The organism is Candidatus Zixiibacteriota bacterium, assembly GCA_036480375.1.
GTDB lineage: Bacteria > Zixibacteria > MSB-5A5 > GN15 > JAAZOE01 > JAZGGI01.
The window spans coordinates 268,573-279,208 of the sequence record JAZGGI010000028.1 but is presented as its reverse complement, the minus strand read 5'-3'; the positions used below and the strand labels follow the sequence as shown (position 1 = coordinate 279,208).

Sequence of the window (10,636 nt, the reverse complement as noted above, 5' to 3'; positions counted from 1 at the left end):
TGAGAAGTTCTTTAATTAAAGCGGGATCAATCGAATTCATGTTAATTCTCCTGTGTAAATGCTTCTCTTTTTAATTTCGAAGCATAATCAATTATTTACATTTACACAAAATTCCTTACAGGCTCTTGTATCCCACCCATTGGGTCGTACATTATCCCGAAAACCACAATTTATTCAAAAATTTCTCAGCATTACCGGAGCTCAAAGCCTTTAATTGATTTTCATTCAAATCATTCGACAAAGATTTAAAAACCTCGGGTATTTTCCCGGCATGTTCATGTTCCTCATAATAAAACGGCGCCCGGCTTTGATCATCGAAATTCTTTGTATAAAAGAAATCAGCGCCAATGCACAAAGAATTTTCTCCGCCCAATTCCAAACCGTGTAAGATATGCTCTTTTAATAGATGCGGTCCGTCCAATCCAACCATCCTACGAATGAAAGTCATTCCGATTATGCCTTTTCTTCTGATTATTTCAAGAGATATATTTTCAGGCAAGTTTCTCACAATTGGAGCGAGCTTCCTAAAATTCGAATGACTGGCCATCACCGGGATATTAAGGTTCTTTTTATCAATATGTTCAATAATATCATTTGCCAATGCTTCGCTGGTATGAGAGAAATCGACCGCGATCTGCTTCCCATCCATAAATTCCAACAAACTCTTACCATCATCTTTCAAACCAAGCTTTGAATCATTTCCTCCCCCAAATCGGTTTTCCTCAACATGAGTCAGACTGATATAAATTATTCTATGACCGGCGTTCAATATCTCATCCACTCGGGGAAAAGCCAAATCCAGTTTCTCATCCTCCTCGCAAAGTCCAGCAGCGCTTTCAATCGATAAAGCAGTAATTACTTTTCCCGATTCCAAATTAGGCACTTCAGTCATTGAAGTAGTTATTGGAACCAGAATATTGTCAAATTTCCGAGTCATCTCTTCATAGATCGAGATTTCATTCTTAGCCATTTCCACACTGCCCGGCTCGGTGGGAGCATAAACGGCCATGACCTGAAATCCAACACCGCCTTTAATCAACCAGGGAAGAGCACATCCGATATCGCCCATCTTTTCGGGATGACCATCGCTAATCTCATATAAATAGTGCAACATATCACAATGCATGTCTGCGATTTTATGGTCCCTTAATCCGTTTTTTATATAATTAGACATGTTTCTCCCAATTTTGAAGTTCCAAAATATTTCCTTCAGGATCGGCCAGATAGGCAAAGGTTATTTTTCCCACCCCCTCAATTTTACGGGTGGATAGATTCCCTATCCGAGTCCCACCGTTGGATAAAACCAACCTGCTTGTTTCTTCCACATCTTTTACCTCAAAGGCTATATGAGCAAATCCCGAACGATTTATCGGTTTTCCATCTGCTTCAGCAATATTGTTATATTGGAAAATTTCCAAAGTCGGACCCACCTCTCCAAATCCCGGTAATCGCAGATGAATCCCTGTTATTTGCGCGTTGTTAACTCCGGTAGCCTCATCAACCCATTTCCCCGAAAGATTTCGTTCAGGGGGCAAGGGAAAGCAACCAAAAACAGCCTGATAGAAATCGGCAAGCCGTCTCCAGTTATTTGACACTATATTAATATGCACAAATTTGATAAATCCTCCTCTTCCATCTCCATGATAGTTGATAGAAATGTCCTATGGTTTACAATTTCGACACGGGGATAGTCCTTCAAAAAATGGCTCTACCCGATCGGTATATACAATCTTCCGCGAATCCGGAATGTTTTCCACCGATTTGCAGTCCGGTCGATGAAAACGGTACGTTTTTGAATTGCCTATATAATGAGACTCCGGATTATATGGATTCGCCCAAATGCCCAAAGTATCCAAAATCGCCTGTCGTTGAGCGTTGAGAAGCCTTTCCAAAAGATCCCGGTCTTGAAAATTGTCCGGAAATAAATAAACATTGGCCAGTCCGGCCTGCAGAATCCTTTCATTAATTAATATTGAATCCCGATAAGTATATGCCAGCAATCGACCGTAACCATCTCTTTTGCGTGAACCAAATTTAAGGGTTACCTGCTTATTTAGTATCAGTGATGATAAAAATGATTTTGCCGAATCATACAATAAATCGCCTTTTTCCGGAGTATCAATCCCCAACAATCTTACTTTCCCACGACCTTCCAATTCAAATGAATCACCATCGATAACTTTAATTACGAAAAATTCATCAGGAGAATTTATCCCCATTTGCCCGATAAACCTGAAAAGTAGAAAAAACGCTGTCAGAACTATTAAAAAGATATAATGGCGTTTTCTCATAAATCACCAATAACGGAGACATGGCTCAATCCCGAGTCTTCTGCTTCAATCGCGATTATATTTTCCGCAAGCTCTTTGACTTCTTCGATATGAGATACAATTATTATTTGCCGAAATCTGTTTTTCAGCTTCGCCAGCCCATTGATAATCAATTCCTGTCTAACGCTGTCCTGGGAACCGAAAATTTCGTCAAGAATAATAAAGCTCTGGTCAATTCCGGCCGTTTCAGCCATTTCGATTGAAATCGCCAGTCTAAAGCATAAATTGGCAAGGTCGATTTCTCCGCCTGAAAAACGGTCTATCGGGAAACTCTCGCCTCTATCAAAGAGACACAAATTGTAGTTTTCATCGAGTTCCGCCTGCTGGTAACGACCGTCGGTCATTTCGTTGAATAATTGCGAGGTACGCGTCGATAAGGCAGGTCGAATCCGGCCAATTAAATACACTCGAAATTCGGCGAATAATAAATTTAACTTTTCCTGATACGTCAATTGCTCCCGCAGGATCGAAATTTCGGATTTTACCTGATGATATTGTTCAAGCTGGGATTCAATGGTTTTAATTTCACTTTCAATTAACCGAATACCGCCCTTTAATCGTTCCAGATTCAACTCTGTTTTGCCAATTTCATCTCTTTGAGACTCAACTTCTGTTTGAAGATTCGAATAAGTCTCCGGATCATAATTCAATTTATCGAGTTCACTATTGAGTTCCTGCTCACGAGTATTACTTTGCGACAATTCCTTTTCCAAGTGATTAATGCTTGACAGAATTTCATCCCGTTGTTTGGCCTTTTCGCATAAACTTAGAAATAAATCTCTCTCTTCTTGCAGCCGTTTGAAATCATTTTCCGTTTGAATCAGGGTTTCCGGGGAGAATTCAACCTGTCCAATCTCAGATATTCGCCCTGCAATTTTTTCCCTGGCGCTCAAATTATCGCTGATTATCTGTTCCGCGGCCTTGAATTCGGCTTCGGCGGCTGCCAACTGAAGGGTAATTTTCTCCAATTTCCTTTTCTCATTGCGGGCCGACTCGATTTTCATATTAAGCTCAGTTCCGGCCGATTTTAATTCCTCCAAATACGATTTTAACGGCCCTGTTTTTTCTTCAAGCGATAGCATTTCCTGTTTGAAATGAGTTTCTATCTGCGAAAACTCATCTCCAAACGGGCGCAAACATAATTCACAAACAGCATCGGGGCCCAGCTTTTTAATTTGTTTTTTTTGGGCTTTGAGCTTTTGTAATTCCGAGTTCAAGGCCGCCAATTTCTGTGATTCGTCAAGATATTTTTTGCGGAGATAATCCTGCTTTTTTTCAAATTCTCCGATTGCTGATTCGGGATCACCAAATTGCTCTTTATTGTCCGTTAATTCAGATATTTCCCGAGATAACTCGGATCGCCGCCCATTATTACGATTTTCTTTGGCATTAAGCTCATCAAGATCGTTTATCAGGTGTGTTCTTTCATCCCATCTGACTTTGGCTTCCATTAAATCCTCAACCTGATTCTTTAGCTTGTCCAATCCCTTGACACTCTTTTCCAATTCGGGTAATTGCTTAACCGCCTGCTCCAACTCGCCATGCTTGCGCTCAAGATCTTTTTTCCCCCGCGAAAGACTATCTCGTCCGGCTGCGATCGCGGCTTTTTCCTTATCCAAACGGTTAAATGAAGTTTCAGCCCTTTGATATGATTTAATCTCGTCTGAAATTTTCTGGAATTTTCCATTCAATCCCGTCAAATGCTCCTGCTCAGCCGATTCTTCCTTTACAAGAGTCTCCAAACCATCCTTTTTATGAGCCAGGTTAGATTTGGTCTCTTGAGGATCGATCTGCACACTTTCAAGAGTTTTTATCTTCTCCCGGGTCAGTCTTATATCGGCTTTCAGAGATTCAATCGCGGCATCCAGCCGGCCAACCCCAAGCATTTTAGCCAGGTGATTCCGGCGCTCGGCCGGTCGAGCGTCGGAAAGAGCGTTGAGTTCTTTTTGACGGGCGAAAAAGCTGGAGAGAAATCCTTTCAGATTAAGACCGAGAAGACGAATCAAATATAGCTCAACCTCTTTAGTCGTAACGGCATCTAATTCACCCTGACGGGTAAGAGAAGTATCGGTTCTATTCGATTTTCCGGATATTGTTCGCGTCAGGCAATAAGCGTTACCGCCAAGCTCGAACTCCAATTCAACTAAACAGGCATCTTTTTCTTCGGCGGTTTGGCGTTTTATTCCGTCTTTTCCTGTTCGGGCCGCTTTATTACCGTATAGGCACCACAAAATGGCTTCGAGGATGGTTGATTTCCCCGCCCCGTTGCGCCCCACAATTCCGATAATCCCATCGACAAATCGAATTTCCAGATTTTCAAACCGGCGAAAATTGCTCAATCGGAGTTTTCTCAGAATCATATTCTATCTTAGTATAAAAGCCGAATCGAAGCAAGGCTCAAATCGGCTAAACACCTGAATTTGGTGGCCTTGAGTGTAATTTTTTTTACCTGAAAAGGCCAAATAATCCTTGACAAAAAAAGATAATATCCTATTTTGACTCTGAGCGTGTGTTATTGGTTATTTGGGGTTTGAGCCGAACTTGCCAAAATAACCACAAGAATACCTCTTATACTGGCCTTTGATGTATCGTAAAAAACTTGAGAAACTACTCAAGGTTCTTTATGTTTTTTACAGGGGTCTATTAATACTGCTAACGTACAACACGTAACAGAAACCCCTCAGGGTTATAACCTGATATATCCGTCAGGCGTAGTTATCTTTTTCAGTATCCAACTTAATTAATGAGAATTAAACACAGTAGATATATAGGAGGACGTTATTCCGCTCAGAAGTCTTTTGTAAGAGTCGGGTGCTAAAAAGCAAAACACAGCTTATTTGGAGTTAAGCGTCCACCTCAGAAAAATACTGAGAAAAGCTTTCACTCCTTACTCCATAATAGGAATCTTTAGAATAGTTCATTAAAATTTATTTCCGCACCATCCCTAGACAAGATCCGCGGAAACAAGCAATCTTCTTACCGGTAGTTCGGTAAGATTCTGCTCAATGAACGATTCTGAAAGATTGCCAGAGAAAAAAAGAAGAATATTTTATAAAATGAACTTTCTCTGCCTTTCCTAATTTTAAGGAGGAAATAAATGTCTAAAAAATTGTTAATCGCAGTACTAACTCTCGGGTTATTAGTTGCTTTCGGCGGAGTTGCGATTGCGGGCGATATTGATAATCGGAAAACTGAAAATGAAGAACTGATTACCTATAAGTCTCGCCCCAACGACATTCCAGTGGAAATAGTAAATGAAGCATCTAACGCCCTTGAGAAACCTGCTGCATATCGCCACCTGTACGCATCACCAACAACCGTCTTCCCTCCGGCCCCGGTGGTATGTTCATCAATTGTTCCTCACTCCGATGTTGTTTTAGGGTACGAACCAGTCCCTATATACTCATATGGAGTTGATTTTATGAACATGAGGTTCAGATTGCCGGCCCCATATCCATGCACATTGACGGCAATTAACATTGGCATTGATCAGGACGCGTATGTTGGGAACCCGGATATGGAAGTATCCATATTTAGTGGTTGCGCCCTTAACCCGGGTACCACAGTACCGGTTGATGAATATTACCGGTTTACTGTGCCGTGGGCTGAACTACCTCAGGGTACGGGCCCGGCATGGGTCACCATTGATTTAACCGGAATGGGCGTTGTATTTGATGGTGGTACAATGATAAAAGTCGGCGTAACAGTGGATGCCGCTTCCCAGGCTCTCGAAGAAAGCTTCGGGATACTCTGGGATGATGCCTCGGTGACCACCTTTGACTATCGCTTCGGTGTTCCAGCTGGCGCTAGTGCCTGTTATGTCTGGACAGGTTGCTCAGAAAACCCTGGTACTTATTGTTATCAGGCTTACCTGATCAACATTGAGATATGTTCCGGCGAAGATCTATTCTCAAATTGCGATCAAATCCAGGATTATGTGAATTACCCGTATACTACATACTGGTGGTTCTCTGATGATCCGGACTATATTGATTATCGCAACGTTCGTTTTACCGGTCTTGACGATACACTCACTGGTCTAACGGTCGGTATCTACGCTCTTGAAGATATGAGTGAAGTATATAATACCGAAGTTGACATTGACGTAATTGTTACCGGCTCATCCGGTGGTTATCCGGATATGTCCGATATCCTCTGGTCAACGACTATTCAGGGTGAAGATGTAAATGTCGGTACAATGACTGGAAATTTCGTCTCTCTTGGCTCACCTATTGCTGTGAAAGGTGATTTCCACGGCGTTGTTTCCATCGGCGATGGTGGATTACCCGGATATGCCGGTATTCTCTCAGGTGCTGCAGGTGCAGGTACCGGACGAAGCGGCGCTCTTGATAACTCCGTGGAACCGCCGGAATGGTATACCTCCGGACGTAACTACGGTATCCAAGCGCATCTTTGCTTAAATAGATACGGTACATGCATTACTGATGCCGACTATCTCGATTACGGTCCGTATTTTATTCGCAGACTGCCCGGTAGTTATGGCACCAGAGGTTATTTCCAGAAGATTCAAAGCATCGGTCTGGGATGTCGATTGGAAGAAATCCGCGCGTATTTTTATCAGAGCGAAACTGCAGCGCCTTACGCAACTTCAGCTCAGATAAGAATTTACGACAACGATGGCGCTCATGATATATATGATCCAGGCGGTCCCGATGAATTTGATTTTGAAGCCGGTCTCCCGGGTACTCTGGTTCATACTATCGAAGTAACCGGTGCTGAAATTATCGCCAACGGATTCCAGCCGAACGCTTACGTCTTTGATGTATCGGCCGAAAATATCCGTTTTGATGAATATGTCTGGGTCGGTATTGAAATTATGGCTCCCGATGGCGGCCAGGATATGATTTTGCGGTTTAATCCTGGCGCGGCCAACGGCTACTATACTGAATACGAAACAGCTCTGTTCGGTAACGGCCCTTTTGCTCCGTGGGAATATAATACCCAGGGCTTTACTTATGAGCAGAATTTCTGGTCAAATCCGAAACATCAGATGATTGATGTTGATGTCTGCTGTGAGCCTCCTCCGGAAGCTGAATGCAGCGAAACCGGTGATGACTGGCCGACCGCGTCGCACGACTTCCGTCGGACAGCGCGTTCGTTCTCATCGTCCGGCGACGCTCGTTGCCTCCAGGACTTGGCTTGGGATTACAAGGACCCTCTTAGCTTAAGCTATGGCCGCGGCTTAATTGCCGACGGCATCCTGGTCGTTCCGTTTGCCTCGGCTGTCAGAGCCTGGGATCTTGCTTTAGACTCTGACGTGCCGATTTGGGAAGTTAGCGGTCTGCCGAATATGGGTACCGCTAACGATGGTTCTGTCGCACAAGTCGACGGAAAGGTCGTATTCCCGAATGGTAACGGTCAGGGATTGACTTGCGTCGATCTCTATACCGGAGCTATAATCTGGTGTCGCGGTTTATTCCCGACCGGATTCACTACCGGATACAGTGTTGCCTGGGTTCAGCCTGTAATTCTTGGCGATGTCGTATATGCCAGCTCGCAAGAGGGTACGGATGGTACCGCTGAACTTCGTGCCTGGAATATGGCTGACGGTACCGATTTTGGCGGCTGGGCTGTTCAACCGGTACTCTTGGATGGCGCCACCTATACATCGCTGAGTTCTAACGGCGCTGACGTTCTTTACGTCGGCACCAATGGTAACGGCAATACGGGCGACCTCGAAGGTGTAGGTTCCTTCTATGCTATTGATGCCGCCGACGGCTCCATCATCTTCCAGATGCAGGGCGACGACTGGGGTACTTACCGTTATGATATCGACGGCGCTGAAAACACTATTGAGACATGGCAAGAGGGTTCGGCTGTCATCGATGTTAATGGTGATATCTATGTACGCTCTGACTTCCAGGTCGAAGCCTCCGGCGCTCCTGCTGCTGCTCTGTATAAACTGAATTCGGCCGGCGTCATACAATGGGGCGTTGCAACCGAATATCCTTCTCGTGGAGCTCTTTTGCTTGACGTCAATATTGTTTATGTCGGGTCATGGGCAGGCTGGGCCAATGAAACAGGCGGTCTTAAGGCATATAATAAGATCAGTGGAAATATGCTCTGGGATGCCGCAGTTGTTAATGCGGGTAACATAGGCCCATTAGATGCCTGGGAATTCTATAACACAACCAATGGTTGGGGTGCGATTGATTGTCAGACGCTCATGCGTGACCTCGTTTATATGCCAACGGGACGCTTAGAAGGCTATGCCGTATATAACGGAGAAAATGGTACGCTTGAATTTGAATATCTGCTCGATCCGTCTTCCAATTACTCATCCGGTGTTTTGCTTGATGATAATCATGTCGTCTTCCAGAACCGTGCCGGTGAAGTGTATGTCATGGAAAATGGTGCGGAAGAAATCGCTCGTCTGCGTATCTTAAAGGCAGAAGAATTCCAACCCGTTCCGTTCCTGGTTGGCCCCGGCTATGCCGTACCTACTTTTGAGGATGTCTTCATGAATGCCGGTTGTGCAAACTTAACCGGTACTCTGACGGCTGATGAAGTAGCTCCCTCGATTTCAATCACATCGGTGGATCCATCCCGTATTAGACGCATGGGTTCACTGGCTAATAAAATGATCCGCAACAGCTATCCCGAAATGATTGAAGGCAGTGGCAAACTTATCGGTATTAATGACGTTGATATTGACATGACCGCCTTTGCCAAAGATAGCTATAGCAACAGTGCCGCTTATGCTCAACCGGCCTGGTTAACCAGCTTCACCGAAACCTTTAATCTCGGCGATGGCGACATGTTTAGTATGGATTATATCGTTGACGGTGATCTGGTTACTCGTGGTGCGCATGACTGCTACTTTACGATTAATTCCAATGCTCAATATTATTTGAACAATCCGGAATTTATGCCAGCCGTTAACCTTGGTGTTATCGGTGGTTGCTTGGCATCCTTCGATACTCTGTACTGGGGTACCGAAATTCAGCATTATTCCATTATTTACAACAATGGTATGATCGCGCAAGATGCTCGTGATTTAGGTCTTCAGTTCTGGGTTGGCGGTAGTGAGGATTACTGGTGTTACTTCATCGGTTTCCTGATGTTCGGTCAGGATGACCGGAGCTTCGCGGTGACTAACGCAACATGGGCAGCCGACGATTACGAAACTCTCCTGGCGGATCCGAACTGCTCCGGTGAATGTATCAGTTATGTCGAACGCGACATCGTTCTCGGCTCATTCAAACCCGAAGGAGAAACGAGCTACCAGGATATCCGTGGTGAAGCCGTTACATATGCCTATATTGACTCTGTTATCGATTTCGGTTGCCATGGCGACTGGGATTGGACCGCGCTTGATTGTAACTACAGCAACGATCTCACTATGGGTATGAGCTTCAAGTGTACCGAATACGGCGCCTATGGCGTTCCTGATCTCAACAACATTCTGATTACCAGGCTTGAAATATCCAACCGTAATACTACTGCGATTGATGACCCGGTTTACTGGGCTCAGCATGTTGATCATGACCTTGGCTACGCTTATCCCTCGGGCGAGGTATTAGGCGGTTACAACTTTGGACGATTCTTCTTCCTTGATGATTATGATGTTGCCTGGGGTGGCGCTTGTAGTGACGGCTATGAAGTAAATACCAACGTTTTTGGTTCCGGAACTATCGGAATACCCATGAATGGAGTTGTAACTTGTGGGCAGGACCTCATAAACGTCTTTGACGACGCTGAGGTTCCCAGTTTGTATGACCTGGTCATAGATTGGTGTAAGACTGTCGACGGCGAATTCTTCTATCCTGAGGAACTCGATCCGGATCCGGATGGTGACGGTGTTTATGAATGTACACCATTTGAGGATGCAGGTGACATTCAAGCCACTTATCTGTACGATGGATTTACCCTCGCTGCTGCTGGTGAAGAAGGCGACATGGTCGACATCGGTATGTATCGTTTTGGGTATAGTTTGGACTATGAAACACTCGTTGGCCCTAACACCTTTGATACTGCACTTATAGAGAATACCGCAATAGTGGCTCAGCAATTCGCAGGCTTCAACCGTGGCGATGGTAATGGCGATGGCGTCATTAATCTCGCTGATGTCGTTTACCTGTACAACTACATAAACGGCGAGGTCGAAGGCCCGAAATTCCAACATCTGGCTGATGTCGACGCTTCCGGCGAAGTTGATCTTGGTGACGTTCGTTACTTGTGCGACTTCTGCTTCTGCGTTGGAAACGCTCCGATTGGCGAATGGGTTTTACCCGATATTTGCCCGGAACCGTAAATTAGCTGAGATATATATTTCTTTAGGAAGC

At 44.5% G+C, this 10,636-nt stretch carries 5 protein-coding genes; 1 reads left to right on the top strand and 4 read right to left on the bottom strand.

Annotated elements, in window-relative coordinates; all coding sequences use genetic code 11:
• Nucleotides 1-151: 151 nt before the first annotated feature.
• The 4 genes from V3V99_09510 to V3V99_09495 are packed head-to-tail and all read right to left on the bottom strand — an operon-like array spanning nt 152 to nt 4,690.
• Nucleotides 152-1,174, bottom strand: a complete 1,023-nt coding sequence (locus V3V99_09510; protein MEE9442889.1) for a membrane dipeptidase — start codon at nt 1,172-1,174, stop codon at nt 152-154.
• Nucleotides 1,167-1,610 (bottom strand): VOC family protein, encoded by a 444-nt coding sequence (locus V3V99_09505; GenBank protein ID MEE9442888.1) that lies wholly within the window; start codon nt 1,608-1,610, stop codon nt 1,167-1,169. Before V3V99_09505 ends, V3V99_09510 begins: the two co-directional genes overlap by 8 nt.
• A gap of 51 nt (nt 1,611-1,661) precedes the next feature.
• Nucleotides 1,662-2,291, bottom strand: a complete 630-nt coding sequence (locus tag V3V99_09500) for a thermonuclease family protein (protein MEE9442887.1) — start codon at nt 2,289-2,291, stop codon at nt 1,662-1,664.
• The gene (locus V3V99_09495) at nt 2,288-4,690 is read right to left on the bottom strand and encodes an SMC family ATPase (GenBank protein MEE9442886.1); all 2,403 of its coding nucleotides are present in this window, start codon (nt 4,688-4,690) and stop codon (nt 2,288-2,290) included. The genes V3V99_09500 and V3V99_09495 overlap by 4 nt, the downstream gene beginning before the upstream one ends.
• A gap of 737 nt (nt 4,691-5,427) precedes the next feature.
• Here V3V99_09495 and V3V99_09490 point away from each other — a divergent pair.
• Nucleotides 5,428-10,605, top strand: a complete 5,178-nt coding sequence (locus V3V99_09490; protein MEE9442885.1) for a dockerin type I domain-containing protein — start codon at nt 5,428-5,430, stop codon at nt 10,603-10,605.
• Nucleotides 10,606-10,636 lie beyond the last annotated feature (31 nt).